At 56.0% G+C, this 232-nt stretch carries 1 pseudogene; it reads left to right on the top strand.

Annotated features, from left to right (window positions below):
* Positions 1–38: 38 nt before the first annotated feature.
* Positions 39–232, top strand: a pseudogene (locus QP415_RS13095) (xylose isomerase); the annotation flags it as partial.

Here is a 232-nt window from a genome sequence, read left to right as displayed (position 1 = left end):
GTTTTGGCGTGGCATACTGGCACACATTCAACCAGCGCTTGGTTGACCCGTTCGGAGATGGAACCGCTCAGCGTCCCTTCGACCGCTATACCGATCCGATGGAACTGGCACTGGCAAAAGTGGACTACGCATTCGACTTCTACACCAAGCTCGGTGTGCAGTACTTCTGCTTCCACGATCGCGACCTTGCTCCCGAGGGTGACACCCTGCGTGAGAGCAACAAAAACCTGGA

Origin of the sequence: Pauljensenia sp. UMB3104 (assembly GCF_030217285.1) — a bacterium.
Classification (GTDB): Bacteria; Actinomycetota; Actinomycetes; order Actinomycetales; family Actinomycetaceae; genus Pauljensenia.
Note: the sequence above shows the minus strand (reverse complement) of the source record. Positions and strands in the feature narration are given on the sequence as shown.